26 protein-coding genes and 1 riboswitch are annotated in these 25383 nt (G+C 74.1%); of the genes, 12 read left to right on the top strand and 14 right to left on the bottom strand.

Features of this window, described 5'->3' with window-relative positions:
* Positions 1–164 precede the first annotated feature (164 nt).
* Genes OG295_RS26510 through OG295_RS26495 form a run of 4 tightly spaced genes read right to left on the bottom strand, consistent with a single transcriptional unit; the run spans position 165 to position 4363 of the window.
* The gene (locus tag OG295_RS26510; RefSeq protein WP_371679153.1) at positions 165–1385 is read right to left on the bottom strand and encodes an amidohydrolase family protein; all 1221 of its coding nucleotides are present in this window, start codon (positions 1383–1385) and stop codon (positions 165–167) included.
* The gene (locus tag OG295_RS26505; protein ID WP_371679152.1) at positions 1385–2668 is read right to left on the bottom strand and encodes an amidohydrolase family protein; all 1284 of its coding nucleotides are present in this window, start codon (positions 2666–2668) and stop codon (positions 1385–1387) included. The genes OG295_RS26510 and OG295_RS26505 overlap by 1 nt, the downstream gene beginning before the upstream one ends.
* A gap of 11 nt (positions 2669–2679) precedes the next feature.
* Entirely contained in the window at positions 2680–3564 is an 885-nt protein-coding gene (locus tag OG295_RS26500; protein WP_371679151.1) for an SDR family NAD(P)-dependent oxidoreductase, read from the bottom strand.
* 1 nt (position 3565) lies between these two features.
* Complete coding sequence (locus OG295_RS26495) at positions 3566–4363, bottom strand: acetoacetate decarboxylase family protein (RefSeq protein WP_030233462.1); 798 nt, start codon at positions 4361–4363, stop codon at positions 3566–3568.
* A 111-nt stretch (positions 4364–4474) separates the two neighbouring features.
* On the opposite strand from OG295_RS26495, the gene OG295_RS26490 reads away from it, so the two are divergent.
* The 6 genes from OG295_RS26490 (at position 4475) to OG295_RS26465 (ending at position 10857) form a co-directional block, all read left to right on the top strand.
* Positions 4475–5128 (top strand): TetR/AcrR family transcriptional regulator, encoded by a 654-nt coding sequence (locus OG295_RS26490; RefSeq protein ID WP_371679150.1) that lies wholly within the window; start codon positions 4475–4477, stop codon positions 5126–5128.
* Between the two features lie 114 nt (positions 5129–5242).
* Complete coding sequence (locus OG295_RS26485) at positions 5243–7879, top strand: MXAN_6230/SCO0854 family RING domain-containing protein (protein WP_371679149.1); 2637 nt, start codon at positions 5243–5245, stop codon at positions 7877–7879.
* A gap of 49 nt (positions 7880–7928) precedes the next feature.
* A complete protein-coding gene (locus tag OG295_RS26480; RefSeq protein WP_371679148.1) occupies positions 7929–8906 on the top strand; it encodes a DEDDh family exonuclease in 978 nt (325 codons plus the stop codon).
* A gap of 85 nt (positions 8907–8991) precedes the next feature.
* Positions 8992–9225 carry a hypothetical protein gene (locus OG295_RS26475; RefSeq protein WP_078950449.1) on the top strand — a complete coding sequence of 78 codons (234 nt, stop codon included), beginning with the start codon at positions 8992–8994 and terminating at the stop codon, positions 9223–9225.
* 80 nt (positions 9226–9305) lie between these two features.
* The gene (locus tag OG295_RS26470; RefSeq protein ID WP_371679147.1) at positions 9306–10091 is read left to right on the top strand and encodes an SURF1 family protein; all 786 of its coding nucleotides are present in this window, start codon (positions 9306–9308) and stop codon (positions 10089–10091) included.
* Positions 10092–10101: 10 nt separating this feature from the next.
* Positions 10102–10857 (top strand): SDR family oxidoreductase, encoded by a 756-nt coding sequence (locus OG295_RS26465; protein ID WP_371679146.1) that lies wholly within the window; start codon positions 10102–10104, stop codon positions 10855–10857.
* Between the two features lie 24 nt (positions 10858–10881).
* Here the strand turns inward: OG295_RS26465 and amaP are convergent, their stop codons facing one another.
* The 8 genes from amaP to OG295_RS26425 all read right to left on the bottom strand — a co-directional run bounded on the left by amaP (position 10882) and on the right by OG295_RS26425 (position 16360).
* Positions 10882–11439, bottom strand: a complete 558-nt coding sequence (gene amaP / locus OG295_RS26460; RefSeq protein WP_371679145.1) for an alkaline shock response membrane anchor protein AmaP — start codon at positions 11437–11439, stop codon at positions 10882–10884.
* Between the two features lie 4 nt (positions 11440–11443).
* Positions 11444–12073 (bottom strand): DUF6286 domain-containing protein, encoded by a 630-nt coding sequence (locus OG295_RS26455; RefSeq protein ID WP_371679144.1) that lies wholly within the window; start codon positions 12071–12073, stop codon positions 11444–11446.
* Positions 11971–12402, bottom strand: coding sequence for a hypothetical protein (locus tag OG295_RS26450; RefSeq protein WP_371679143.1), 432 nt, complete (start codon positions 12400–12402; stop codon positions 11971–11973). The genes OG295_RS26455 and OG295_RS26450 overlap by 103 nt, the downstream gene beginning before the upstream one ends.
* Complete coding sequence (locus tag OG295_RS26445) at positions 12399–12596, bottom strand: hypothetical protein (RefSeq protein WP_266838355.1); 198 nt, start codon at positions 12594–12596, stop codon at positions 12399–12401. Before OG295_RS26445 ends, OG295_RS26450 begins: the two co-directional genes overlap by 4 nt.
* An 18-nt stretch (positions 12597–12614) precedes the next feature.
* Positions 12615–13046 (bottom strand): Asp23/Gls24 family envelope stress response protein, encoded by a 432-nt coding sequence (locus tag OG295_RS26440; RefSeq protein WP_371679142.1) that lies wholly within the window; start codon positions 13044–13046, stop codon positions 12615–12617.
* 196 nt (positions 13047–13242) lie between these two features.
* The gene (locus OG295_RS26435; protein ID WP_371679141.1) at positions 13243–14022 is read right to left on the bottom strand and encodes an enoyl-CoA hydratase/isomerase family protein; all 780 of its coding nucleotides are present in this window, start codon (positions 14020–14022) and stop codon (positions 13243–13245) included.
* 164 nt (positions 14023–14186) lie between these two features.
* Positions 14187–14408 carry a helix-turn-helix domain-containing protein gene (locus OG295_RS26430; RefSeq protein WP_007263382.1) on the bottom strand — a complete coding sequence of 74 codons (222 nt, stop codon included), beginning with the start codon at positions 14406–14408 and terminating at the stop codon, positions 14187–14189.
* 353 nt (positions 14409–14761) lie between these two features.
* Positions 14762–16360 (bottom strand): ABC-F family ATP-binding cassette domain-containing protein, encoded by a 1599-nt coding sequence (locus tag OG295_RS26425; protein ID WP_371679140.1) that lies wholly within the window; start codon positions 16358–16360, stop codon positions 14762–14764.
* A 239-nt stretch (positions 16361–16599) separates the two neighbouring features.
* Between OG295_RS26425 and OG295_RS26420 the strand changes: the two genes are divergently transcribed.
* Entirely contained in the window at positions 16600–17490 is an 891-nt protein-coding gene (locus OG295_RS26420) for a neutral zinc metallopeptidase (RefSeq protein ID WP_371679139.1), read from the top strand.
* Positions 17491–17558: 68 nt separating this feature from the next.
* The gene (locus tag OG295_RS26415) at positions 17559–17954 is read left to right on the top strand and encodes a VOC family protein (protein WP_371679137.1); all 396 of its coding nucleotides are present in this window, start codon (positions 17559–17561) and stop codon (positions 17952–17954) included.
* A 23-nt stretch (positions 17955–17977) separates the two neighbouring features.
* Here OG295_RS26415 and OG295_RS26410 read toward each other — a convergent pair whose 3' ends face one another.
* Together OG295_RS26410 and OG295_RS26405 are read right to left on the bottom strand one after the other, a co-directional pair.
* Positions 17978–19393, bottom strand: a complete 1416-nt coding sequence (locus OG295_RS26410; protein ID WP_371679136.1) for a hypothetical protein — start codon at positions 19391–19393, stop codon at positions 17978–17980.
* Positions 19394–19523: 130 nt separating this feature from the next.
* Positions 19524–20654 carry an alpha/beta hydrolase family protein gene (locus OG295_RS26405; protein ID WP_371679135.1) on the bottom strand — a complete coding sequence of 377 codons (1131 nt, stop codon included), beginning with the start codon at positions 20652–20654 and terminating at the stop codon, positions 19524–19526.
* 321 nt (positions 20655–20975) lie between these two features.
* Here OG295_RS26405 and OG295_RS26400 point away from each other — a divergent pair, with 321 nt between their 5' ends.
* The 4 genes from OG295_RS26400 (at position 20976) to OG295_RS26385 (ending at position 25317) form a co-directional block, all read left to right on the top strand.
* Positions 20976–22256: an anion permease gene (locus tag OG295_RS26400; protein WP_371679134.1), complete on the top strand. Its 1281-nt coding sequence runs from the start codon at positions 20976–20978 to the stop codon at positions 22254–22256.
* Between the two features lie 28 nt (positions 22257–22284).
* Positions 22285–22506, top strand: coding sequence for a hypothetical protein (locus OG295_RS26395; protein WP_371679133.1), 222 nt, complete (start codon positions 22285–22287; stop codon positions 22504–22506).
* 162 nt (positions 22507–22668) lie between these two features.
* A riboswitch (cobalamin riboswitch) is annotated at positions 22669–22758 on the top strand.
* A gap of 58 nt (positions 22759–22816) precedes the next feature.
* Positions 22817–23800, top strand: a complete 984-nt coding sequence (locus tag OG295_RS26390) for a cobalamin biosynthesis protein (RefSeq protein ID WP_371679132.1) — start codon at positions 22817–22819, stop codon at positions 23798–23800.
* On the top strand, positions 23797–25317 hold the full coding sequence (locus OG295_RS26385) for a cobyric acid synthase (protein WP_371679131.1): 1521 nt from the start codon (positions 23797–23799) through the stop codon (positions 25315–25317). The genes OG295_RS26390 and OG295_RS26385 overlap by 4 nt, the downstream gene beginning before the upstream one ends.
* The last annotated feature ends 66 nt before the right edge of the window (positions 25318–25383 follow it).

Here is a 25383-nt window from a genome sequence, read left to right as displayed (position 1 = left end):
AGGGGGCTCCGCTAGAGGTTGTTACCGATCGGTATCCGACGAAGTTACCGGCGGTACCCCCACCGCGGTCCGGGCTTCGGGCACGACCCCGCCGGAGCGGCTCACGCGGCTGCCGTGAGCCGCTCCGGCGGGCGCCCGGGCGCTGTCACCGCGCCCGGGCGCTGTCACCAGACGCGTACCGAGGCGCCCCGGGCGAAGGCCGGGCTGGTGGCCTCGGCCGGGATGTGGGTCAGGGGTTCGGCGATCTCCGAGACCAGGGGGCCGTGTTCGGCGGCCAGGGCGTCCAGGAGGGGGAGGTCGAAGCCGTAGACGCGGGCGGCGTTGCCGCCGACCATCGCCGCGACCTCCTCCCTCGGCAGGCCCGCGTACGCGATGCGCAGGCCCTCCCGGGAGAAGGGGGTGGTGCCCTCGTCGTGGGGGTAGTCGCTGCCCCACATGATCTTGTCGAGGCCGATCCGGTCCCGCAGCGGGACCTCGTGGGGGCGCATGAAGCTCGCCCCCACGAAGCAGTTGTCCCGCCAGACCTCGCTGGGGCCCCGGCCCATGCCGTCGGCCAGGCCCGCCCCGAACTTGGCCTCCGCCGTGGCCGAGGCCGTGACGAGGCGGCCGTGGTAGTAGTCCAGCATCTCCAGGACGCCCGGGATCCAGCCCGAGCCCTGCTCGGTCAGGACCAGCTTCAGGCCGGGGTGGCGGCGGAAGGCCCCGCCGAAGATCAGGTGCCACAGGGCGCGGTGGGAGAACCAGGTGGTCTCCACCATGAAGACGGCGCGGGCCGCCGGTTCGTCCCCGAGCGGGGGCGAGGCCGAGCCGCCGTGGTGGTTGACGGGGACGTCGAGTTCCGCGCAGACGGCCCAGATCGGGTCGTAGACGGCGGAGTAGAGCTCCGGGACGGGTGAGCCCGGGGGGACTCCGGGCAGGAGGATGCCGCCCGTCAGGCCCGCCTCCCGGGTGCGGCGGATCTCCCGGACCGCCTCGTCCACGTCGTTGAGCAGGATCTGCGCCACCCCGGCCCGCCGGCCCGGCGCGTCCGCGCAGAAGTCGGCCAGCCAGCGGTTGTGCGCCTGCAGGCCCGCCCAGCGCAGCTCGTACTCCGCGGCCGTGGGCGGCTGCGTCATCAGGGAGGCCGCGGGGAAGAACGGCGGGATGGTGTTCGGGAAGAGGACCTCCGCGACGATGCCGTCCGCTTCGAGTTCGGCCAGCCGGCGGGCCGAGTTCCAGTTGCGGTCGGCGGTGTCGGCGAGGAGGTCCTCGTACGGGTTGACGTAGCCGGCGGCCCAGGCGTCGAAGGCGTCGTGGTGCCGCTTGGCCAGGTACGGCCGGTAGTCCGGCAGGTCGGCGCCCGCATGGCAGTCGGCCGAGACGACCGTGTAGCGGTCCCCGGCCATCAGGAGACCCCCAGGACCGGGAAGTCGCCGCCGGTCAGCCAGTGCCGGCCCGTCTCGCGGGAGCGGGCCCAGGAGGCCTCCACCGCCGCCTGGTCCGGGGACTGCCCGAGCCCGTCCGGGGTGGGGCCGATCCGGCGGGCGACCGGGGCGAGCTTCGCGGTGTCGAAGCCGAAGACCTCGGCCGCGGCCAGACCCAGCATCCGGCGGGTCTCGGCCACCGGGATGTCGTGGAAGGTGTTGCGCAGCCAGTTGCGGGTGTCGGGCCAGGTGCCCTCGGGGTGCGGGAAGTCCGAGCCCCACAGGATGTTGTCCACGCCGATCTCGTAGCGCTGGGCGAGTTCGCGCCGCTTGGTGTTCGTGGCGCAGATGAACACCTGGCGGTCCAGGTACTCGCTCGGCGGGCGCTTCAGCTCCGCGAACGGGGAGAGCTTCTTGCCCCCGTGCGCCCCGAGGTAGAGCCGGTCCATGAACCAGAGCTGGTTCGGCAGCCACCAGCAGCCCGACTCGGCGATGCCGAACCTCAGGCCCGGGTGGCGCTCGAAGACCCCGGACCAGAGCAGGAACCACAGCGGGCGGGCCGGCCACCAGGTGACCTCGGAGACGTAGATGCCGAGGTGGTTCCCGTACTCGTGGCGGGGCGCGGCCCCCGAGTGGGTGACGATCGGCATCGCGGTCTCGGCGGCCGCCGCCCACACGGGGTCGTAACGGCGGTCGTGGTAGGGCGCCTTGTCCACCCACATGGACGGGATCATCAGGGCGCCGAGTCCGGACTCCTTGGCCCGGTGGACCTCGGCCACCACCTTGGCGGGCTCCGCGGTGACGGGCAGCAGGGCGACCCCGCAGTGGCGTTCGGGGTTCTGCGACACGAACTCCGCCAGCCAGCGGTTGTGCGCCTGCGCCCCCGCCATGCCCAGCTCGGGGTCCTGGTCGCCGGAGAGGCCGAGGCCGACGCCGAAGGGGGCGGCGGTCTGGCTGTCGACCGCGTCGGCATCGGGGAAGACCACCTCGGCGGCGACTCCGTCACCGTCGAGTTCCTTGAGCCGTTGGCCGGCGTCCCACCCGCCCTTGAGGCCCTCCTCGTGGTCGTGGAACCACTTCTGGGCGAAGGCCTCGTTGCGGACCCCCAGGCGGGTGGCCTCCTCGCGGCGGGCGTCGCGCTGGCCGAGGAACTCGTCGAACCGAGGGTGGAAGCGGGAGTCGAGGTAAGGGCGGTACCGCTCGGTCGGCAGGCCCGCGTGGCAGTCGGAGGAGATGATCAGGTACGGGTCTTCGTACGCGTTCACTGCACGGCCCCTCAGTCGAGGATGAAGCTTTCCAGGTAGGCGGGGTTGGCGCGGTCGAGCATCGACCGCGAGCGGGCGCGGATCTGCCGGTCGCTGTGCTCGCTCGCCGGGAGCATCCAGAACCGGTCGGCGCGGATGCCGTCGACGACGTGCTCGGCGACCTCCTCGACGGGGGTGAAGGCCACCTCGTGGCCGGCCTGTTTCATCGCGGCCTCGTACTGGTCGAGGCTGCGGTACGGGGTCCGGCGAGGCCGCTGCTTCGCGTAGCGCTCGGGCCGGTTGCGGTGGGACTCCCACAGGCCCGTGCGCAGCATGTGCGGTCCGGGGAAGAGGACGGAGGCGCCGACGGCCGCGCCCTCCGCCCTGAGGTGGGCGTACAGGGACTCGGTCATGGTGACCACGGCCGCCTTGGTGACGGCGTAGACGGAGGCGGTGGGCAGGGGGGCGATGCCGCCGTCGCCGGAGGAGGTGTTGACGACGTGCCCGGGGCCGCCGGCCTCGATCATGCGGGGGACGAAGGCCTGGATGCCGTGGAAGACGCCCCAGACGTTGACGGAGAAGGCCCACTTCCAGTCGTTGGGCTCGTGCTCCCACATCCGGCCCTCGGCGCCCGAGCCGACGCCCGCGTTGTTGCACAGCACGTGGACTGCGCCGAAGGCGTCGTAGGCGGCGTCGGCCAGGGAGAGCACGGAGTCGCGGTCGCTGACGTCGACGACGCGGGCCAGGACCTCGGCCCCCTCGGCGGCCAGCTCCCCGGCGGCCCCGTGCAGGGCGCCCTCCTCCACGTCGGCGAGGACCACCTTCAGTCCCTCGGCGGCGAAGCGGCGGGCCATGGCCAGGCCGATGCCGCTCGCGGCGCCGGTGACGACGGCCACCTGTCCCGGTTCGAGGCGCATCTCAGACGCTCCCCTCGGGCGGTCCGTCGAGGATCTGCATCGGGTCGTCGTAGCGCTGGTGGACGTACGGGAGCAGGGCCTGGGCGCTGACGCGCTCGACGGCCCGGCCCTTCTGGTCGGTGGTCTTCTCGCCGATGGTGATCTCGACGACGCGGCGTACGGGGAGATCGGCCACGGGGTCGTACATCGACTCGCGGAGCACCACGTCACCGGTGATGTGCTCCAGCTTGCGGACCTTCTCGTTGCGCGTGCAGTGGACGAGCACCGGGTCGGACTCGAAGCCCGAACCGTCCACCGCGGGGAGGAACTTGAAGTAGAAATCGGTCTTCAGGACGGGCTCGGGCAGCGGCAGCGGGCGGTCCACCGCCCCGCGCACCTCGACGAAGGCGATCCCGTGCCGGGCGAGGGCGGCCCGCACGACCAGACCCTCGCGTTCGACGGTCACCTCGCCCAGCTTCTTGGGCTCGCCGAACACCTCGCGGCCACCGGTCAGGGCGCGCTCGTGCGTCATCGGCATGACCAGCGGGTACCAGCCCTCGACGCCGCCGTGCCGGGCGGCGACGGCCACCGAGCCGGCGCCGAGCGGGTAGCCCGGGAGGTCGACCTTGCTGATGTTGGCCCGCACCAGGGGCCGCTCGGCGGGCTTGAGCGGGGGCGGCAGGACGGCCGCCACCACGTCCGGATCGCTCTCCCAGACGGCCACGACCCCGGTGGACCAGATGTCGGGGAGCTTCGAACTCTTCTCGCGCGACGCCGCGATCTCGGCCTCGGTGCGCGCTCCGTACCGTACGCGTGCCATGAATCGCACCCTCCTTCGGTCGGTCTGTAACACAGTTACACCGCCGCCGATGAAGGGTAAAGACCCCCGCACGTACCGAAACTGACGGATCGACAGATTGGCGGACGGCCCATGGCGAGGAACCCGCTGACCCGTGAGGAGGTACTGGGAGCGGCCGCCGCGCTGGTCAGACGGCACGGTCCGGCGGCCCTGACCATGCGCGGGCTCGCCGCCGACCTGGGCACGGCGGTGACCTCCATCTACTGGCACGTCGGCAACCGCGAGTCCCTGCTCGACGCCCTCGTGGAACGCACCGTCCAGGAGATGGGCGCCGTCCGCCCCGTCGGCCGCACCCCGGCCGACCGGATCCTGTCGGTGGCCCGGATCCTGCGCCGCGAACTGCGCGGGCGCCCGCACCTGATCGCGATGGTCCACGAGCGCGGCCTCACCGAGCGGATGTTCCTGCCCGCCCAGCAGGCCCTGGTCCACGAGGTGCACGCCGCCGGGCTGCGCGGCGCCCGGGCCGCCGACGCCGTGCGCGCGATCCAGTTCCAGATCGTCGGCTTCCTGCTCGTCGAGCGCAACCGTGAACGCTCCCCCGCCCAGTCCCCCGCCGAGGGCGACCTCTGGGACCCCGCCGCGGCCCCCGACGACCCGGCCCTCGCCCGCGCCCTGTCCCGCCCGGCCGACCCGGAACGGCTGTTCCTGCTGTCGGTGCGGGCCCTGACCGAGGCCCTGCTCGCGCCGCCGGGGATTAAGGGTTTGCCCGGCCGCCCGGGCCCGTGATGGGATCCATGACGCGGGGGCGGCTCCGCGGCGTGCATCCTTCTCTCCTTCTACGACGAACCCGCGCGCCCACTCTCCGCCCCCGCTTTGTCGTTCGCGGAGGGGAAATCACGCGTGTCCACCATCGAGTCCGTGCTGCTGCGCCGGCTTCAGACCGTCTACGTCGACCACGTGCCCGGCCCGGAAGGGACCCCGGAGCGGACTCCGGAGCGGACCCCGGCAGCGGCCCCCGCCCCGGCCCCGGGCCTCCGGCGCGTGGAGACCGACCTCCTCGACCGGGGCCAGGCCCCGACCCCGCAGCTGTACGCGGCCCTGAACGCGCTCGGCCCCGCCGAACTGGCCGCCGCCGGGGCCCGGCTGAACGCCCTCGCCGACGAGCTGCTCGGCTCCGACCGCACGCACGTGCCGCTCTTCCGCCGTTTCCCGTTCTCGGTCACCCGCGACACCGACCGGCTCTACGTGGCCAGGGTCTTCAGCTTCCTCGCGCAGCAGCCCGCCCAGCCCTGCGTGCTGTGCGGCGAGAGCGGCACCGTCCACCCCGTGGCCCCCTGCGCCCACCTGGTGTGCCGCCTGTGCTGGGACGGCGCCGACTACGCGGGCTGCCCCGTCTGCCACCGCCGCGTCGACCCCGCCGACCCCTTCCTGCGCACCGCCCCGCGCACCCCGCTCAAGGCGGCGCCGATCGGCCCGCTGCGGCTGCTGCGCCTGGGCGCCGACGCCGGGGCGGACGCCTTCGCCGAGGTCCGGTCCCTGGTCGCCCGCCGGACCCCGCTCTCCCCGCAGGACCGCGAGGACCTGGCCGTCCTGCTGGCGGCCGCCCCAGCGGACCCCGGCTGGCTGCCCGCGGAGATCCCCGTACGGGAGACCAGGGCACTGGTGCTCGCCGCCCTGCTGCCCGGAGCCGGCGACCGGGCCCCGCTGCTGCGGCACCTGACCACCGCCACCGACGTGCTGCGCCTGCTGGCCGTGCTGTCGGGCGGGGAGGCCGGGCTGCTGCCGGCGCCCCGGTTCGCCACGCTCGCCCGGCCGCTGCGCCGGGAACTCCTCGCGGTGCTCGACGCGTTGAACCCGCAGTACCTGGTCGAGGACCTGCTGCGGCATCCGGTGGCCTGGAAGCGTGCCGCCGAGAGCCTGCACCCCTTCGAGCGGCACGCCCGGCACCCGCGCGCCGCGCTCGCCTTCGCCGCGCTGCGGGGCACCACCGTGTCCCCGGCGACCGCCTTCGGCACCGCCCTGCTGGAGTCGGCCGCCGCGCACCCCGAGGCCGTGCGGGTCGCCGGGGACCGGATCCTGCCCGCCACCTGGGCCGGCCGGCTGGAGCGGGCCCTCGCCTCGGGGGACGCCGCGGGCGCCGTCGTACTCGCCGGGCAGCGCCCGGGCGAGCTCGTACGCCGCCTCGACCACCTGCTGCGGCTGCACCCGGGCGCCGAGCCGCTGCCTGAGCTGCGGCGCGCGCTGGCGCGCGCGCTGCCCGCCGTCGCGCCGGGCCCGCTGCTGTCCGCGCTCGGCGCGCTGCGGCCCCGGGCCGAGGACCGCGGCGGCGGCCGCCGGGTGTTCTTCCCGAACGGCCGGGTCGCCCGCGCCCAGGTGGCGTGGGAGGAGCGGGCGCCGCTGCCCGCACCCCTCGTCGAGGAGGTCACGGCCCGGCTGGAGGCCGAGGTGCTGCGCCGGTTCGGCGCCGCGCCGGGGGACCCGTACGAGCTGGCCGTCCTCGACTCCGGGCTCGCCGAGCTGACCGTGCCCTTCGGCGAGCGCACCACCGCCAGGGCCCTGGTCGCCGTCCCGCGCGGCAGCGTGCAGCGGCTGCCGGAGGACGAGGTGCTGCGGCTGTTCCTGCACTGGACCGAGCCCGAGGGCCAGATCACCGACCTGGACCTGTCGGTCGCCTTCTTCGACGCCGAGTGGCGGTTCACGGGCCTGTGCGACTACACCTCGCTGCGCCACGGCCCGCGCGGCACCGCCACCCACTCGGGCGACCTCACCTCGGCGCCCGCGCCGCTCGGCGCCACCGAGTACGTGGACCTGGACCCGGCCGCCCTCGCCCGCAACGGGGACCGCTACGCCGTCCCCCTGGTCCTGAGCTACAACAACGTGCCCTTCGACACACTGCCGGACGCCTTCGCGGGCTTCATGGGCCTGCCGGCCGACGGCCCCAGGGACGCCTCCTACGATCCGCGCACCGTGCGCCAGCGCTTCGACCTGGCCGGACGGTCGCGGGTCTGCATGCCGATGGTGGTGGACCTGGCCGCCCGGCGGGCGCTGTGGGCCGACGTGCACCTGCCCCCGTCCGGCGGTTTCCAGAGCGTGCGTTCGCACGGGGACCGGCTGGCGTCCGTGGCCCGCGACGTGTGGGAGCACTTCGGCTCGGGCACCCGTACGACCCTGTGGGACCTGGCGGTGTGGCGGGCGGCGGCCCGCTCCCGCGAGGTGGCGGTCGTGCGCCGGGCACCGCATCCCGTCCTTCCCGACGAACTGTGGCTCTACCGGGCCGGGGCCGGGGAAACGGTGGCCGGATTCGCCGCCCGGGTCGCCGCGCTGGAGGAGCCCCAGGAACGGCGGGAGCCCGCCGATGCCGACGCGGCCGCCGGTGAACTGGCCGCCGGAAAGCGGGTCTTCCTCGCGACCGTGCACGCGGTCCCGGCCCCGCGCGGGGCTTCGGGGACCGCGTACCGCCTCTTCCCGGGGCCCGGCGAAGTGGCGGGATCCCTCACCCCGGTGAGCGCGGCGGACCTCGTGGCGGAGCTGTGCTGAAGGGCCATCGGGCCACGGCTGTCGGTCGGGGCCGATATCCTCTGTGACCATGCTCGACGACCGTACGACCGCAGACACGACGTGGCCGACCGCGTACCCCAAGGGGTACGCGGTCGTCGACGTGGAGACCACCGGGCTCGCTCGTGACGACCGGATCGTGTCCGCCGCCGTCTACCGCCTCGACGCGCGGGGCGAGGTGGAGGACCACTGGTACACCCTGGTCAACCCGCGCCGGGACCCGGGTCCGGTCTGGATCCACGGGCTCACCAGCGAGATGCTCGCCGACGCGCCCCTCTTCGAGGACATCGCCGAGGAGTTCGCGGAGCGGCTCGCGGACCGGGTGCTCGTCGCGCACAACGCCATCTTCGACTGGCAGATGATCGCCCGGGAGTACGCGCGGGCCGCCCGCACCGCCCCGGTGAGCCAGCGGCTGTGCACCATCGCCCTGTCGAAGGAACTGGCCCTGCCGCTGCCCAACCACAAGCTGGAGTCGCTCGCCGCGCACTACGGCGTGGTCCAGCAGCGCGCCCACCACGCGCTCGACGACGCCCGGGTGCTGGCGGAGGCCTTCCGTCCGTCGCTGCACACGGCCGCGCGGGGCGGCGTACGGCTGCCCCTGCTGGAGTGCCGCGCGCTGACGGAGTGGTCGGACTCCCCCGCCACGCCCCGGATCGGCTACCAGGCCTCGTACGGCGGCTCCGGCACCTGGCGGGCCTCGCGCAAGCGGCCGCCGTGCCCGTACCCCAACCCGGGGCGCTTCGAGGACGGCACGCCGCTCAAGCAGGGCATGCGGGTCGCGTTCTCCGGTGACACCTCGGTGGACCGGGAGCTGCTGGAGGACCGGGCGGTGGAGGCCGGCCTGCACGTCGCGACGAGCGTGTCGCGGCTCACCAGCCTCCTGGTGACCAACGACCCCGACTCGGCGACCTCGAAGACGGTCAAGGCGAAGGCCTTCGGCACCCCGGTGGTGGACGAGGCGGCCTTCACCCAGCTGCTGCGCGACGTGGCGCCCGCGCCGGAGTGTTAGGGGCGTTGCTCCGGCCGGGTGCAGGGGCCGCGACTCACCCCGGTTGATCTTGTTCCGGCCGTCCGTCGTGCGCAGCATGCGGCGCATGGCACGTTGTGAGGTCTGCGGAAACGATTACGGCATGTCCTTCGAGGTGCACGCGCAGGGCGCGGTGCACGTCTTCGACTGCTTCTCCTGCGCCATCCACCGCATGGCGCCCATCTGCGAGCACTGCCGGGTCCAGATCATCGGGCAGGGCGTCGAGGTCCAGGGGCAGTGGTTCTGCGGCGCGCACTGCGCCCGCGCGGAGGGGAAGGTGGGCATCACCGACCGCGTCTGACCCCCGCTTCCCCCGTCGTCCCGACCCCGGACGGCCACCCGGCCGCCGGGGTCCCCGTCGCTGCGGGTACCGTCGTGGGCGTGTACCGCTTCGTCCTGACCCGGCAGTGGGTGTGCCTCACCCTCATCGCCCTCGTCCTCATCCCCGCGATGATCAAGCTGGGGTTCTGGCAGTTCCACCGCCACGAGCACCGCGTCGCGCAGAACGAGCTGATCGCGAAGAACCTGTACGGGAAGCCGGTGCCGATCACCGAGGTCACCTCGCCCGGCCACACCGTCCCGAGGGCCGACTACTGGCGCGCCGTCACCGCCACCGGCACCTACGACCCGGCGCGCGAGGTGGTCGTGCGGATGCGCACCTCCAACGACGACAAGGTCGGTTTCCAGGTCGTCACCCCGCTGGTGCTGGCCGACGGCCGGGTGGTGCTGGTCAACCGCGGCTGGGTCGCGGGCGGCGACGACCCGCGCGCCTATCCGCCGGTGCCGGCCGCGCCCGCGGGCGAGGTCACGGTCACCGGGCGGCTGAAGGCCGACGAGACCAGCGGCGACAGCGGGATCAAGGACCGCAAGGGCCTGCCCGACCGCCAGGTGATGCTGATCGACAGCGGGCAGCAGGCGGCCGCCCAGGGCCGGCCCGTCCTCGGCGGCTACCTGGAACTCACCGCCCCGCTCCCGCCGGGCGGCAGCCCGGAGGCGGTGGCCGAGCCCGATCACGACTCGATCGGCCCGCACATGGCGTACGCGGTCCAGTGGTGGCTGTTCGCGGCGGCGGTACCGGTGGGCTGGGTGGTCCTGGTGCGCCGGGAGAAGCGCGACCGCGAGGAGGCCGCGGCGAAGGCCGTGCCACTGGAGCCCGCTTCGGCGTAGCGTGACCCGCATGGATCTTGGACTGAAGGACCGTGTCTACATCGTCACCGGAGCCACCCGCGGGCTCGGCTTCGCCTCCGCGCGGGAACTGACCGCCGACGGGGCGAAGGTCGTACTGACCGGCCGGGACGAGAAGCGGGCGGCGGACGCCGCGGCCGAACTCGGCCCGAACGCGCTGGGCCTGGCGGCGGACAATTCCGACCCGGAGTCGGCGGCCCGGCTGGTGGCCACCGCGAGGGAACGCTTCGGCCGCTTCGACGGCATCCTCATCAGCGTCGGCGGACCGCCGGCCGGCAGTGCGGCGGACAACACCGACGAGCAGTGGACGACGGCCTTCGAGTCGGTCTTCCTGGGCGCGGTCCGCCTCGCCCGCGCGGCGGCGGAGGCCCTGGGCGAGGGCGGGGTCGTCGGTTTCGTGCTGTCGGGCTCCGTCCACGAACCGATCCCCGGCCTGACCATCTCGAACGGCCTGCGCCCCGGGCTCGCGGGCTTCGCGAAGTCCCTGTCGGTGGAACTGGGCCCGCGCGGGATCCGTGTGGTCGGGCTGCTGCCGGCCCGGATCGACACCGACCGGGTCCGTGAGCTGGACGCGCTGTCCGGGGACGTGGACGCCGCCCGCGCGGGGAACGAGTCCCGGATCCCGCTGCGGCGGTACGGAACGCCGCAGGAGTTCGGGCGGACGGCGGCCTTCATGCTGTCCCCGGCGGCCTCCTACCTCACCGGGGTGATGCTCCCGGTGGACGGCGGCTCGCGCCACGGTTTCTGAGCCGCGCTCCCGGCGGGCGCCCCGTCAGGTCACGCGCCGCGCGTGGTGGGAGGCGACCTCCAGGCGGGCCTCCGCGGGCAGTTCCGGGAGGCCCGCCGAGGTCCGGGCGTGCGTGAGGACGGGGCCCGCGAGCCCGGCGAGCGCGTCGGCGGGCACGGCGTGGGGTTCCAGCTCCAGCGCGATGCGCAGGGCCGGGGAGCCCCGCCGGCCCCGGAGGGCGACCTTGCACCCGGCGACCCCGTCGAGCGCTCCCGCCTCGGCTGCCACCGCCGCTTCCAGCGTGTGGCCCCGCAGCAGGGCGTACGCCCCGTCGCCGGTGTCCACGGGCAGCGCCGGGAGGCGGGAGCGCCGCAGCTGCGCCAGCAGCCACCACAGCGCGAGCAGGACGCACACCGCCAGGGCGGCGAGGAGCGCCCACCACCACCAGCCCTCGGGGTGCCCGTACCGGCGGCGGGCCTCGGCCGTGAGCAGGGGGGCGTGCCGGCCGCCGAGCGGCCGGGAGCCGGTCAGCAGGCAGACCCCGGCGGCCAGCAGGACCAGCCCGGTCAGCCCCAGCAGGATCCGGTTCACCACTCCGAGCATCCGCTCACCTCCTGACCCTGACCCGGGGCCGCGGCGGATGCGCGAGGCCCAGTTCCTCGATGCCGACGGCGAGCACCTCGTCGAGGTCGGCGCGTACGTCGTCCAGTTCGCGGAAGTGCGAGGTGGCCCGGATCCCGACGCGGCCACGGCCCATGCGCACCCGGACCGACCGCACCCCGGAGACCTCCATGGCCCGGTCCCGCAGCACCAGGGCGGCGGCCTTGCGCCGGATCCCCGCCCGCACGCCCGGCTCGGCCCGCATCGGCAGCAGCCCGCGCACTCCGGGGGCGAGGGCCAGCAGCAGGAGGACGGCCCCGGCCAGTGCGAGGAGCGCGCCGGCCACCAGTACCCCGGTGTCGGCCGGGGTGTGCCGTTCCAGTTGTCCGGCGAGTTCGTGGCGCCAGCCCATCGCGGGCCGCCCGGCCCGTACGCCGGCCAGGTCGTAGAGGAACAGCCCGGCCAGCGCGAGCACCGCCAGTGCGGTGAGCCCGGCGGGGATCCGCCGGGCGGAGCGGAAACGGTGCGGGGTCGTCACCGCAGCCGCCGGACGCGACCGGCGGAGGCCGGCCGGTGCTGCGGTGGGTGCAGGTGTTCGATGTCGATGTCGACCTCGGGGACGGTCATGCCGGCGCACTCCTCGATCCGGAGGGCGACCCGGCGGCGGACGTCCGCGCACTGGATGGCGAGGTCGGAGGGGTAGGCCAGCTCCAGGCTGACCCGTACCCGGGCGATGTCGTGGTGGACGGTGACCGCCGCGTGCGGGGCCTGTCCGGGCAGGACGTCGAGGGCCTCCCGGGCGGCCTGGGCGGCGATCTTGGCGACGACCCGGTCGGCGATGCGGGTGGCCCCCCGCTCGGCGGGCGGCACCCGCGGCGGCACGGCCCGGGGCGCGGGGGTGGCCGGCGGGGTGGCCGGCGGTGTGCCCGGACCGGGGCCGGGCCGGGTGCCCGGATCGTCGCTCATCGGGGTCCGCGCCGGTCGTCGCGGCCGCGCGGGCGGAACAGGTCTCCGGCCTCCAGGTCCCCGTCGAGGAACCGGCCGACGACGAATCCGACGGCGCCGAGCGCCGCCACCAGCAGGAAGGCCCCGAAGCCACCGAAGTAGCCGGCGAAGCCGAGTGCCATGCCGGCCAGCAGGCCGGCGACCGCCATGCTCATGTGCGTGTCCCCTCCCGTCTAGTGGAGCCGGGACTCCGGTTCATCGTCTTCCTCGTCCGGCAGCTTGACGTCGCCGACCGCGATGTTGACCTCGACGACCTCCAGGCCGGTCATCCGCTCGACCGCCGAGATGACGTTCTCACGGACCGCCCGGGCGACGTCACGGATCGACACGCCGTAGTCGACGACGATCTCCAGGTCGAGGGCCGTCTGGACCTCGCCGACCTCGGCCTTCACCCCGCGGCTGACGGCGGACTTGGCCCCGCCGGGCACCCGGTCGCGAACGGCCCCGAAGGTACGGGAGAGGCCGCTGCCGCTGCCGAGGGCGTGGACGCCGACCACCTCGCGGGCGGCGAGCCCGGCGATCTTCTCGACCACCCCGTCGGCGATGGTGGTGCGGCCGCGGTCGGCGGGGGCCCTGCCGGAACCCCCTGATGCGGATTCGGTCATCGCTGGTCCTTTCGCGCCGTGCGGACTGCGGACTCCTGTCCACCGTAAGTCCCCGCGCGCACGAACGCGCCGGGACTACGCCGGCCGGCGGAACCGTGTGTCCGGTTCCGCCGGCCGGGTGGGCCCGGCGCGCGGTGACGTGCGGTGGCGCGGAGCGGCGGGAGGGCCGCCCCGGCGGTACGGGGTTTCGTCCGGGTCAGTCGGAGAGGCCCGCCAGGTCGCGCAGACGGCGGGCCTGCGCGGCCCGCTCGGCGGTGCGCTGGTCGTCGTAGGGGCGGGAGTTGGCCTCGCGGAGCAGGGCCTTGGTCTCGATCACCGCGTCGCGGGGCGGTGCGAGCAGTGCGGTGCTGAGGTCCTGAACGGCGGCGTCGAGCTCGTCGGCCGGTACCACCAGGTTGGCGAGGCCGACCCGTTCGGCCTCCTCCGCGTGCACGAAGCGGCCGGTAGCGCAGATTTCGAGCGCGCGGGCGTAGCCGACCAGTGCGGTCAGCGGCTGGGTGCCCGCGAGGTCGGGGACCAGGCCCAGGCTGGTCTCGCGCATGGCGAACTGCACGTCGTCCGCGACCACGCGCAGGTCGCACGCGAGCGCGAGCTGGAAGCCGGCGCCGATCGCGTGCCCCTGCACCGCGGCGATGGAGACGATGTCATTGCGCCGCCACCAGGTGAAGGCCTCCTGGTACTCGGCGATGGTGGAATCGAGGATCTCGTCGGAACCACGCGCCAGATCGAGGAAGGACGGCTCGCCCTCGAAGCCTTCGGGGGTGAACGCCTGCCGGTCGAGCCCTGCGGAGAAGGACTTGCCCTCGCCGCGCAGCACGACGACCCGGACGGTGCCCGGCAACGACCGTCCGGCCTCCGCCAACGCCCGCCAGAGCGCGGGGGATTGGGCGTTTCGCTTGGCCGGATTGGTCAGGGTCACCGTGGCGAGCGTGTCGTCGATGGTGAGCCGTACGCCGTCCTTGTCGAGCAGAGCCATCTGGTGCCTCCGGTGTGCAGTCGTGGCCGCATGCTCGGCCTAAGTGACTGCACAGTAACCACCCGGTCGGCCGCGGGGCCGACCGGGGGTCACCGAAGAACCGTGCGTGGAGCCGTACAAGCTGTCGCGCGCCTCCGGCGCCGGCCTCGGCCTGACGGCCAGGGTCAGGCCGCAGCCGCCTTCTTGCCGCGCGTCGCGCCACCGCGACCACGCAGCGTGACTCCGGACTCACTGAGCATCCGGTGGACGAATCCGTAGGACCGGCCGGTCTCTTCGGCCAGCGCCCGGATACTCGCACCGGAGTCGTACTTCTTCTTCAGGTCTGCCGCGAGCTTGTCGCGCGCGGCGCCGGTAACCCGGCTGCCCTTCTTCAGAGTCTCGGCCACCCGTGCCTCCTCGTGGGAAGTGCGCTCTGGACTTCTCATGATCACCCCTCCCCGGCTTCCTGGCCACCCATTCAGCAAGGTCGGTACGACGGCATTTCCCGGGGGGTGGACGCCCGAGCAGAACGGAATCTCCTCTTCCGCCGCATGACCTCCGTCACACTTCTCCGCCGCCGAGGGGAATCACCAGGTCAGGGGCCAGGCGCGGAAAAAATCCGGCCCCGGCCGCGCCTCGGGGAGGCTGCGGCCGGGGCCGTCGTACGGGGCGCGACGGTACGAGACCGTCTCACTCAGATGATGGATCACGCCTGAGCCGAATGATCCATAAGGAACTGGATCAGCGGGCCGGGGGCCCGTCAGGCGAGGGCGACCAGGTCACGGTAGTCCGGGCCCCACAGGTCCTCGACCCCGTCCGGCAGCAGGATGATCCGCTCCGGCTCCAGGGCCTCGACCGCGCCCTCGTCGTGGGTGACGAGGATGACCGCGCCCTTGTACGTGCGCAGCGCCCCGAGGATCTCCTCGCGGCTGGCCGGGTCGAGGTTGTTGGTGGGCTCGTCGAGCAGCAGCACGTTGGCCGAGGAGACGACCAGCGTGGCCAGGGCCAGCCGGGTCTTCTCGCCGCCGGAGAGCACGCCCGCGGGCTTGTCCACGTCGTCGCCGGAGAACAGGAAGGAACCGAGGGTCTTGCGGACGTCGACCAGGTCCAGGTCGGGCGCCGAGGAGCGCATGTTCTCCAGGACGGTGCGCTCCGGGTCCAGGGTCTCGTGCTCCTGGGCGTAGTAGCCGAGCTTGAGGCCGTGGCCGGGGACGACCGTGCCGGTGTCCGGCTTCTCGGTGCCCGAGAGCAGGCGCAGCAGCGTGGTCTTGCCGGCGCCGTTGAGGCCGAGGATGACCACGCGGGAGCCCTTGTCGATGGCCAGGTCGACGTCGGTGAAGATCTCCAGCGAGCCGTACGACTTCGACAGGCCCTCGGCGGTCAGCGGGGTCTTGCCGCAGGGCGCCGGGTCCGGGAAGCGGAGCTTGGCGACCTTGTCGGAGACGCGGACGGCCTCCAGGCCGGAGAGCAGGCGCTCGGCGCGCTTGGCCATGTTCTGCGCGGCGACCGTCTTGGTGGCCTTGGCGCGCATCTTGTCGGCCTGCGAGTTCAGGGCCGCGGCCTTCTTCTCGGCGTTCTGGCGCTCGCGCTTGCGGCGCTTCTCGTCGGCCTCGCGCTGCTGCTGGTAGAGCTTCCAGCCCATGTTGTAGACGTCGATCTGGGCGCGGTTGGCGTCCAGGTAGAACACCTTGTTGACCACCGTCTCCACGAGGTCGACGTCGTGGGAGATCACGATGAAGCCGCCGCGGTAGTTCTTGAGGTAGTCGCGCAGCCAGACGATCGAGTCGGCGTCCAGGTGGTTCGTCGGCTCGTCGAGGAGCAGGGTGTCGGCGTCCGAGAAGAGGATCCGGGCGAGCTCGACGCGGCGGCGCTGACCGCCGGAGAGGGTGTGCAGCGGCTGGCCCAGGACGCGGTCGGGCAGGCCGAGGGCGGCCGAGATGGTGGCGGCCTCCGCCTCGGCGGCGTACCCGCCCTTGGTCAGGAACTCCGTCTCCTGGCGCTCGTACTGCTTCATCGCCTTGTCGCGGGTGCCGCCGGAGCCGGTGGCGATGCGCTCCTCGTTCGCGCGCATCTTCTTGATCAGCACGTCGAGGCCGCGGGCGGAGAGGATCCGGTCGCGGGCGAGCACGTCGAGGTCGCCGGTGCGCGGGTCCTGCGGCAGGTAGCCGACCTCGCCGGAGCGGGCGATGGCACCGGCGGCGGGCTGGCCCTCGCCGGCGAGGCACTTGGTGAGCGTGGTCTTGCCCGCTCCGTTGCGGCCGACCAGGCCGATGCGGTCGCCCTTGGCGACGCGGAAGGAGGCGGACTCGATGAGGATGCGGGCGCCGGCGCGCAGCTCGATGCCGGTGGCGGTGATCACGGAAATACTCCAGGGCGGTGGGGACGGCGGAAGGGGGGCAGGACGCGCGTTGCTTCGACGCCGCTAATCCGCGAGGAGATTTGCCATGGGTTCATTCTACCGGGGGTGCGCAACCACTTTTCGGGGCCTCCCGTCCCCCGTTCGGCCCCGGGACGCCACCGGGGCGTCCGGGCGCGTATCAGGATGAAGGGGTTGATTCTCGCCGCAGGGGCGGCCACGGGACGCGAGGGCGGTGCGGTATGCAGTTCGACGACGACGCCAATCTGGACACTTCCGAGGTCAGTGACCAGCGCGGGAGCAGCATCCCGGGCGGGAAGGCCACGGTCGGCGGCGGGATCGTCGGGCTGATCGCCCTGGTGCTGGGCCTGCTCTTCGGGGTGGGTCCGGACCAGCTGGGGCTCTCGGACGGCAGCCCGCAGCCCGTGGCGACCTCGTCCTCGGCGGCCCGGGTGCAGCAGGCCTGCCGAACCGGGCAGGACGCGAACACCCGGGAGGACTGCCGGCTCGTCGCGGTGGTGAACAGCACCCAGGACTTCTGGAAGCAGGAGTTCCAAAGGCGCGGCGGGCAGTACTCCCCGGCGTCCACGGTCTTCTTCACCGGCCGGGTGAACACCGCGTGCGGCGCGGCCACCTCGGCGGTCGGCCCCTTCTACTGCCCCGCCGACCGGCAGGTCTATCTGGACCTGGGCTTCTTCGACGAGCTGCGGACTAAGTTCGGCGCGAGCGGCGGCCCCTTCGCCCAGGCGTACGTCGTCGCCCACGAGTACGGCCACCACATCCAGAACCTGACCGGAACACTCCAACGGGCCCAGGACGGGCGGCAGGGCGCGAACAGCAACGCGGTCAAGGTCGAGCTGCAGGCCGACTGCTACGCCGGGGTGTGGGCGCGCAACGCGACGAGGACCCCGGACGAGTCGACGGGGCGGCCGCTGATCACGAGCCTCACCGACCAGGACATCAGGGACGGCCTGGACGCGGCGGCCGCGGTGGGCGACGACCGGATCCAGGAGAAGTTCCAGGGCCGCGTCACCCCGGAGTCCTGGACCCACGGTTCCGCCCAGCAGCGCCGGCAGTGGTTCTACCAGGGCTACCGCACGGGCGACATGGCCCAGTGCAACACCTTCCGCTGACTGTCGGTGGCGCCTGCCATGCTGTGCTGCGAGTCACACGCGCACGTTCCTGAGAGGGAGTGATCGTCATGGCAGGCGTTCCGACCGTCTTTCCGACCCTGCTCTACCGCGACGCCAAGGCGGCGATCCGGCAGCTGACCGAAGCGTTCGGATTCACCCAGGTGGCGGTGTACGAGGGCGACGACGGCGCCGTGATGCACGCGGAGCTGGCGTACGGGAACGGCGCCGTGATGCTCGGCAGCAAGGGGCGCGGCGGCGCGTTCGACAAGGCCATGGAGGGCGCCGGCCCGTCGGGCGTCTACCTGGTGGTCGACGACGTGGACGCCCATCACCGCCGGGCCGTGGAGCACGGGGTCGAGATCCTGATGGAACCCACCGACCAGGACTACGGCTCGCGGGACTACATGGCGCGGGACACCGAGGGCAACGTCTGGAGCTTCGGGACGTACGCGCCGCAGGTCTGAGCCCGCGGCGCGTACGCACGCCGTCACGCGCCGCCGGTGTGGACCTGGAAGGCGGCCCGGCGGACGGCCTTGGCCAGGGCCGGGTCGGGGTGGGCGGCCGCGAGGGCGACCAGCACCTGCACCGTGCGGGGGTGGCCGACCGCGCGGACCTCGTCCAGGAGCCGGGGCACGGTGGTGCGGACGGCCGAGTCGAGGTGGCGGGCGAGCAGGTCGGCCTCGCCGTGGTCGGCGATGGCCGCGGCCGTGTCCACCCAGAGCCAGGTCGACTCCTCGGGGGTCAGGACGTCCTGGGCCTCGTCGGGGTCCACCCCGTCGTGCTCGGCGAGCCAGAGCAGGGCGTAGGGGCGCAGCGCGGGTTCCCGTACGGCCGCGCGGACCTCGGGCTCGGCGGGGGCGCCGACCACGCGCAGGGCCTCGAAGGCCAGGCCGCGCAGCAGGGCGTCCTCGCCGCGGGCGGCGTGCAGCAGCTCGCTGACGGCGTGGCCCACGGGCCGGGCTGCGAGCCAGGCCTGGTACTCGGCACGGGCCGGTCCGGGCGTGAGCCGGGCGCAGCCGTGCAGCATGGCGGCGGCGGACTGCTCGATGTTCCCGGCCGGGCTCTGCGCGGCGACGCAGATCTGCTCCAGCTTGACCCAGACGGCCCAGCTCCCCAGCGGGGTGAGGGTGGCGCGGGCGGGACCGAGGGTGACGGCGTCCACGGCGGCGAGGCCGCCGAGCGCCCAGCGCAGCAGCCGGGCGAGCGGGAGCGGCCGGGTCTGCGGGGCGGCGGCGGAGCCGGGAGCGGGACCGGGGCCGCAGGGGACCTCGCAGCGCTCGTCGCGCAGTTCGGTGACCCGCTGCCCGAGGAGGTCCAGCAGGTCCGGGACGGTCACGGGGCCGGCCGAGAGCTGGAGCAGCGACAGGAGCTGGGGCATCGCCTCGACGACCTCGGCGACGGCCGAGGCGGCGATGTCGGCGGGGGCCGGGTGGACGAGCGACCAGGCGTCGAAGAGGGCGACCCAGCCGCGCAGCACCGCGCTGTCGTCGCGGTCCCAGGCGCGCAGCCGCCAGCCGGGCCGGGCGTGGCCTCCGTGCACCTCGACGAGGCCCGAGAGGCGGGCGCGGTCCCAGCCGACCCGGATCTGGCCGTGCGTCAGGCGCAGCTCGCCGGCGGCCCGTTCGACGTCGGCGGCGGGCAGTGCGCCCGTCGGGGCGGGCCGGCCGCCGTCGCCCGCTCCGAGGTTCAGCTCGGCCCAGCGGGCCAGCCGTACCGCGTCGGCGAGGGAGGCGCGGGCCCGGTTCGCCAGGTCCGCCGTTGCGGGGGTGCCCGCCGGCGGGCGGGGGGCCGTCCGGGTTCGCCGGTCGGTCACCGCCTTGCGCGCCGTGGCGACGGAGCGCGGGGAGACGAGTCGGAGTCTGGAGTCGCGAGCCAACTGCTCATCAGGCTTTCGGGACGTCACGGAAGCAGTCTCGCCCGTCACTGGCCGAAAGCCCAAACGGAACCGGTCGTTTCCACAGGTCAGCGGGTGGACGAACCGGGGCAATCCCCCCTCCCTGCCTCCTCCGCCACAGCCCCTTCACATATAGGGGTCACATGAGGGGGACGAGGAAGCGGCGCAGCGCCTCCTCGTACCGGGCCGGGTCGGCGTTCCACATCGCCCCGTGCGCCGCGTTCCTGACGGTCTGCAGGGTGACGAGGTCGGGCCGGGCGGCGGCGAGCCGGCGGGAGGGTTCCCAGGGGGCGAGGGTGTCGTCGGGCCCGTGGAAGATCAGGACCGGGACGCGCAGGGCGCCGGGGTCGGAGCCCGGGGGCCGCCGGTCGGCGCGCAGTCCCGCGCGGCCCTCGGCCGCCCGGACCGCGAGCGGGATCAGCGGGGCCGGGGTGCGGCGGGCGGCGGCGAGCGCGCGCAGGGTGGCGTGCCAGTCCAGGACGGGCGAGTCGAGCACGACTCCGGAGATCCGGCCGGCCAGGGCGGAGCGCTCGACGGCGTGCAGGGCCATGGCGCCCCCGGTCGACCAGCCGTGCAGGATCACGCGCCGGGCCCCGTAGCGCACGGCGTAGCGGATGGCGGCGTCCAGGTCCCGCCACTCCGACTCCCCGAGGTGGCCGATGCCGTCCGGGGAGGCGGGGGCGCCGAGGTCCCCGCGGTAGGCGAGGTCGAGCACCGGGAGGCGCTGGCGCCGCAGGAAGGGCATGACCACCATCGGGTGCTCCCGCCCGGCCCCCAGCCCGTGCACGGTGATCACCCACGTGTCGCGGGCCTCGGGCACGAACCAGGCGGGGAGGGGACCCAGCTCCCCGGGGACGTCCACGTCGGCGTGGTCGAGCCCGAGGGCGGTGCGCGGGTTGCCCAGGTGGACCTGGGGGGTGAGGGTGACGCGGGTGCCGGGCTCGAGGCTGCCGTGGGTGACGGCGATCAGGCGGCGCACGACGGTGTCCGGGGCGGCCCGGCCCTCGTCGAGGACGGGCCCGACCACGGCGTGCACCCCGGGCGCGGCCAGTCCGTAGGTCCCCGGGCGCAGGGAGGCCAGGGAGCGGGTGAGCACCACGCGGCCGTCGCCGGCGGAGTGGACGCTGAGCCGGGGTCCGCCGGGCAGGGGGCGGCCCGGCTCGCTGCGCAGGGCGGCGTCGGCGGCGTACCGGCCGGCCGCGACGGCGGCCGCTCCGGCACCGATCAGGGTGGTGGTGACGGCCGCTGCCGTCGCTGTGGCGGTACGCACGGCTCCAGTGTCGGCGCGCGGGGGCGGGCGGGCCACCGGAGGGGATCCCGGCCGCGCGGACCGCGCCGCGATGGAACCGGAGTGATCTACCTCTCTTTCCCGGTCCGACCAGGAGGGCCGTACCGGCCGGAAGGCCTGTCCGGAGGAGCCCGTTCACCCGGCTCTGACATGCATTAATCGATATATCTACGACAGAATCGGGACCAAGGGCCCGATCGCGGGTCGGGGCGGGACACCATCCGTCCCGAGTCAGTTCATCTTCCGTTCACCCAGGTTGCCTACGGTCGCCGAGCCACTGACGTCAAACAGAAGCCTGGGTAAATGGAGCACATAACGCTTCTCCTCGGGATCGTGATCATCACCGCTCTCGTGTTCGACTTCACGAACGGTTTCCACGACACGGCCAACGCGATGGCCACCACCATCTCGACCGGCGCCCTCAAGCCCAAGACGGCGGTGGCCATGTCCGCCGTGCTCAACCTCGTCGGCGCGTTCATGTCCGTGGAGGTCGCCAAGACGATCTCCAAGGGCCTGGTCAACGAAGAGGGCATCCAGCCAGAAGTGATCTTCGCCGCCCTGGTCGGCGCGATCCTCTGGAACCTCGTCACCTGGCTGGTCGGCCTGCCGTCCAGCTCCTCGCACGCCCTGATGGGCGGCCTGATCGGTGCTGCGGTCGCCTCCGCCGGCCTGGGCGCGGTCAACGGCGACGTCGTCGTCACCAAGGTGCTGATCCCCGCGGTCGCCGCGCCGATCGTGGCCGGTGTGGCCTCGATGCTGGCCGCCAGGCTCACGTACAGGCTCGGTGGCAAGGTCGGCGAGAAGACCGCCACCAAGGGCTACCGCGCCGGTCAGATCGCCTCGGCCGGCCTGGTCTCCCTCGCGCACGGCACCAACGACGCGCAGAAGACCATGGGCATCATCACCCTGGCCCTCGTCGCCGGCGGCGCGCTCGCGCCCGGCTCGAACCCGCCGGTCTGGGTCATCGTCTCCGCCGGTCTGGCCATCGCCCTGGGCACCTCCATCGGCGGCTGGCGCATCATCCGCACCATGGGCAGTGGCCTGACCGACCTGCAGCCGCAGCAGGGCTTCGCCGCCCAGACCTCGGCCGCCAGCGTCATCCTGGCCTCCTCCAGCCTCGGCTTCTCCCTCTCCACCACCCACGCCTGCTCCGGCGCGGTCATGGGTGCGGGCCTGGGCCGCAAGGGCGGCGTGGTCCGCTGGTCCACCGCCACCCGCATGTTCGTCGCGTGGGGCCTGACCCTGCCGGCCGCCGCCCTGGTGGCCTCCGGTGCCGAGCTGGTCATGCGGACCGGTGACGTCGGCGTGGCCGCCGTCGCGGTCTTCCTGGTCGCCTCCTGCGTCGCCATCTGGGTCATCTCCCGCCGCCAGGTCGTCGACCACACCAACGTCAACGAGATCGACGCCGCCTCCACCGGGGCCGGCGACGAGCAGCCCGGCGTCGTCACCACCGCCATCGCGGCCGTGGCCGTCCCGCCGACCGCGGGTACGACGGCCGCCGTGACGGACGAGGACCTCAAGGCCACCATCCCGGCCGCGACGGCGAACCCGGCGACCCCCGCGGCTCCGGCCGCCGCGGTCTGACCCCGAGAACGACAGAGGAAACGGCAGTATGAAGATCGACTGGGCAGCACTCGGCTCCGTCTTCGGGGTCAGCCTCTCCGCCACCGTCGCCCTCGTGGCCCTGTTCACCCTGGGCCTGATGGGCCTCTCCAAGCACGAGGCCGCCACCGAGCAGGGCGGGGCCGCCACCCTGGCCCGCAGCGGTGCCTACGCCTGCTTCGCGCTCTGCGCCGCGGCCGTCACCTACGCGATCTACCTGATCGTCAGCTGAGGGTCCCCCGAAGCTCCTCGAAGGCTCCCCCCGGACTTCTCCCGGGGGGAGCTTTCGCATGCCCCCGCCTCCCCTTCGCCCTCCGTCCCACCGCAGGTCAACAGCGAGTTGACGGGCGTTCGCGGGGCGTGGTGGACTGCCCGAGCCATCACGGCGGCATGGAGAGGAAGTCCGGTGCGAATCCGGCGCGGTCCCGCCACTGTCACCGGGGGCCCCACGCGGCGCGTGCGGGACCCCGGGAGCCAGGAACTCTCGCCGCCGGACACGTCGAACCAGGGCGCGGACCCTGAGTGAGGACATACCTGCCACCATGCGTGCCGACCGCGTCTTCGCGTACGGCGTCACGGCGGGCCTGATCGGCGACCGGATCCTCGGGGATCCGCGCCGTGGGCACCCCGTGGCCGCCTTCGGACGAACCGCCGCCGCCGTCGAGGGCGCCCTGTGGCGCGACGACCGCGCCCGGGGCGCCCTGCACACCCTCGTCTGCGCCGGGGGCGCGGCCGCCGTCGGCGCGCTGGGCGCCCGCGCCGTGCGCTCCCGGCCCGCGGCCGCCCGTATCGCCCTGACCGCCGCGGCCACCTGGGCCGTGGTCGGCGGCACCTCCCTCGGCCGCGAGGCCCGCGCCATCGGCGGGGCACTCGCCGTCGGGGACGCGGAGGTCGCCCGGGAACGGCTCCCCCACCTGTGCGGGCGGGACCCGCACGCGCTGGACGAACAGCAGATGGCCCGCGCCGTCGTGGAGTCTGTCGCCGAGAACACCTCCGACGCGGTCGTCGGGGCCCTGGTGTGGGGCGCCGTCGCCGGGATCCCCGGGCTGCTGGCCTTCCGCGCCGTCAACACCCTCGATGCGATGGTGGGGCACAGGTCGCCCCGCTACCTGCGCTACGGCTGGGCCTCCGCCCGGCTCGACGACCTGGCCGGCTGGCCCGGGGCCCGGCTGACCGCCCTCGCCGCCGTGGCGGCCGGACCGGACCGGCGCGGAGCCCTGCGGGCCTGGCGCGCCGACGCCGCCGCCCATCCGAGTCCCAACGCCGGCCCGGTGGAGGCCTCCTTCGCCGGCGCCCTCGGCGTCCGCCTCGGCGGAACCCTGTCCTACGGCGGCCGGGTCGAACACCGGGCGGTGCTCAACGGAGCCGCCGGGCGGCCGGTGGAGGTCGCCGACATCGACCGTGCGGTAAGGCTGTCGCGGCGGGTCACCTGGCTGGCGCTGGGGGCCTGCGTGGCGGGCCGGACCCTGGCCTCCCGCGCACTGCGGAGCGCCCGTACCACCTCGACGACGAAGGGACGCGCATGAGCGGCGCGCGGCGCGGCGGCGGACTGCTGGTCGCCGGTACGACCTCGGACGCGGGCAAGAGCGTGGTCACGGCGGGCATCTGCCGCTGGCTCGCCCGGCAGGGCGTGAAGGTGGCCCCGTTCAAGGCCCAGAACATGTCCCTCAACTCCTTCGTGACCCGGGAGGGCGCCGAGATCGGCCGCGCCCAGGCCATGCAGGCGCAGGCCGCGCGGGTGGAGCCGACGGCCCTGATGAACCCCGTCCTGCTCAAGCCCGGCAGCGACCGCAGCAGCCAGGTGGTGCTGCTGGGCAAGCCCGTGGGCGAGATGAGCGCGCGGGGCTACCACGGAGGGCGGCAGGAACAGCTGCTCGGCATCGTCACGGACTGCCTGGAGCAGCTGCGGGGCACGTATGACGCCGTGATCTGCGAGGGGGCGGGCAGTCCGGCCGAGATCAACCTGCGCCGGACCGACATCGTGAACATGGGCATCGCGCGGGCCGCGCGCTTCCCGGTGGTCGTGGTCGGCGACATCGACCGGGGCGGGGTCTTCGCCTCCTTCTTCGGGACGACGGCGCTGCTCTCCCCCGAGGACCAGTCGCTGATCGCGGGCTACATGGTCAACAAGTTCCGGGGCGACGTCACCCTCCTGGAGCCCGGCATGGAGATGCTGCGCGGGCTGACGGGACGGGCGACGTACGGGGTGCTGCCGTTCCGGCACGGGCTGGGCATCGACGAGGAGGACGGCCTGCGGGTCTCCCTGCGCGGCGCGGTGCGCGAATCGGTCGTGGCCCCGCCGGTCGGCGAGGACGTGCTGCGGGTCGCGGTGTGCGCGGTGCCGCTGATGTCGAACTTCACCGACGTCGACGCGCTCGCGGCCGAGCCGGGCGTGGTGGTGCGGTTCGTGGACCGGGCCGAGGAACTGGCCGACGCGGACCTGGTCGTCGTCCCGGGTACGCGCGGCACCGTGAAGGCGCTGGAGTGGCTGCGCGAGCGCGGGCTCGCGGACGCCCTCGCCCGGCGGGCCGCCGAGGGCCGCCCGGTGCTGGGCGTCTGCGGCGGCTTCCAGTTGCTCGGCGAGCACATCGAGGACGAGGTCGAGTCGAAGGCCGGCGCGGTGGCGGGCCTCGGGCTGCTGCCGGTCCGGGTCCGCTTCGAACGGGAGAAGACCCTGGCCCGGCCGGTGGGCACGGCCCTCGGCGAGCCGGTGGAGGGCTACGAGATCCACCACGGCGTGGCCGAGGTCCTCGGCGGCACCCCCTTCCTCGACGGCTGCCGGGTCGGCGCCGTCTGGGGCACCCACTGGCACGGCTCGCTGGAGTCCGACGGATTCCGCCGGGCGTTCCTGCGGGAGGTGGCCGCGGCCGCGGGGCGCCGGTTCGTCCCGGCCCCGGACACCTCCTTCGGCGCGCTGCGCGAGGAGCAGCTCGACCTGCTGGGCGACCTGATCGCCGAGCACGCCGACACCGACGCGCTGCTGCGGCTGATCGAGGGGGGCGCCCCCGCGGGCCTCCCGTTCCTCCCCCCGGGCGCCCCGTGAGGGGGCGGGCCCCGCGGGCCGCGTGCGCGGGGACCACCAGGAGCGCGCACCGCATGGGCACGACCC

Source organism: Streptomyces sp. NBC_01276, assembly GCF_041435355.1.
Classification (GTDB): domain Bacteria; phylum Actinomycetota; class Actinomycetes; order Streptomycetales; family Streptomycetaceae; genus Streptomyces.
Note: the sequence above shows the minus strand (reverse complement) of the source record. Positions and strands in the feature narration are given on the sequence as shown.

Excerpts from the sequence above, each read along its gene's own strand:
- OG295_RS26510 (WP_371679153.1), bottom strand. The coding sequence starts at position 1,385 with ATGGCCGGGGACCGCTACACGGTCGTCTCGGCCGACTGCCATGCGGGC.
- OG295_RS26500 (WP_371679151.1), bottom strand. The coding sequence starts at position 3,564 with ATGCGCCTCGAACCGGGACAGGTGGCCGTCGTCACCGGCGCCGCGAGC.
- OG295_RS26495 (WP_030233462.1), bottom strand. The coding sequence starts at position 4,363 with ATGGCACGCGTACGGTACGGAGCGCGCACCGAGGCCGAGATCGCGGCG.
- OG295_RS26490 (WP_371679150.1), top strand. The coding sequence starts at position 4,475 with ATGGCGAGGAACCCGCTGACCCGTGAGGAGGTACTGGGAGCGGCCGCC.
- OG295_RS26480 (WP_371679148.1), top strand. The coding sequence starts at position 7,929 with ATGCTCGACGACCGTACGACCGCAGACACGACGTGGCCGACCGCGTAC.
- OG295_RS26475 (WP_078950449.1), top strand. The coding sequence starts at position 8,992 with ATGGCACGTTGTGAGGTCTGCGGAAACGATTACGGCATGTCCTTCGAG.
- OG295_RS26465 (WP_371679146.1), top strand. The coding sequence starts at position 10,102 with ATGGATCTTGGACTGAAGGACCGTGTCTACATCGTCACCGGAGCCACC.
- amaP (WP_371679145.1), bottom strand. The coding sequence starts at position 11,439 with ATGCTCGGAGTGGTGAACCGGATCCTGCTGGGGCTGACCGGGCTGGTC.
- OG295_RS26450 (WP_371679143.1), bottom strand. The coding sequence starts at position 12,402 with ATGAGCGACGATCCGGGCACCCGGCCCGGCCCCGGTCCGGGCACACCG.
- OG295_RS26445 (WP_266838355.1), bottom strand. The coding sequence starts at position 12,596 with ATGAGCATGGCGGTCGCCGGCCTGCTGGCCGGCATGGCACTCGGCTTC.
- OG295_RS26440 (WP_371679142.1), bottom strand. The coding sequence starts at position 13,046 with ATGACCGAATCCGCATCAGGGGGTTCCGGCAGGGCCCCCGCCGACCGC.
- OG295_RS26435 (WP_371679141.1), bottom strand. The coding sequence starts at position 14,022 with ATGGCTCTGCTCGACAAGGACGGCGTACGGCTCACCATCGACGACACG.
- OG295_RS26420 (WP_371679139.1), top strand. The coding sequence starts at position 16,600 with ATGCAGTTCGACGACGACGCCAATCTGGACACTTCCGAGGTCAGTGAC.
- OG295_RS26415 (WP_371679137.1), top strand. The coding sequence starts at position 17,559 with ATGGCAGGCGTTCCGACCGTCTTTCCGACCCTGCTCTACCGCGACGCC.
- OG295_RS26400 (WP_371679134.1), top strand. The coding sequence starts at position 20,976 with ATGGAGCACATAACGCTTCTCCTCGGGATCGTGATCATCACCGCTCTC.
- OG295_RS26395 (WP_371679133.1), top strand. The coding sequence starts at position 22,285 with ATGAAGATCGACTGGGCAGCACTCGGCTCCGTCTTCGGGGTCAGCCTC.
- OG295_RS26390 (WP_371679132.1), top strand. The coding sequence starts at position 22,817 with ATGCGTGCCGACCGCGTCTTCGCGTACGGCGTCACGGCGGGCCTGATC.
- OG295_RS26385 (WP_371679131.1), top strand. The coding sequence starts at position 23,797 with ATGAGCGGCGCGCGGCGCGGCGGCGGACTGCTGGTCGCCGGTACGACC.